General features: G+C 34.2%; 1 protein-coding gene. It reads right to left on the bottom strand.

Translation table 11 applies throughout. From position 1 onward, the window contains the following. A partial coding sequence (locus B4H32_RS06475; RefSeq protein ID WP_286800926.1) for an OB-fold-containig protein occupies positions 1-407 on the bottom strand: 407 nt, incomplete at both ends.

Below are 407 nucleotides of genomic sequence, written 5' to 3'. Positions count from 1 at the left end.
CAACACTTGGGATTGTAACTCTAATTCACCATATTCTGGCTCTACTTGTACATAATACAGTTGACCAAATTCATTGCGAACACGTGCTTGCGCAGAGAAGCCTGGACGTGCATTTCCCGTTGAGATTGTTGCTAAGCGACCCACTAGATTGATATGTGAATGTGTGACTTTAGGTTTAATCACTTGGTCAAGACAATTAATCATAAACACTGTAAAAAAAATGTCGATAATCAAAGCAGGAACAAAAAGATAGTAAGGCGAGATAAAGTAGTGTTGTAAAGCAAAAAATGAAAGCTCTAGAAAATAACCTGCAAAACTAAAATTGATGAGTAAAAATACAAATATTAAGTATTTAGAAAATTTTACATCTAATAGCGGTGAATTTAATAACCACTCTGGTGTCATTT

It is taken from the genome of Acinetobacter sp. UBA2063, assembly GCF_002333245.1.
GTDB lineage: Bacteria > Pseudomonadota > Gammaproteobacteria > Pseudomonadales > Moraxellaceae > Acinetobacter > Acinetobacter parvus.
This window is presented reverse-complemented; position numbering and strand designations above follow the sequence as displayed.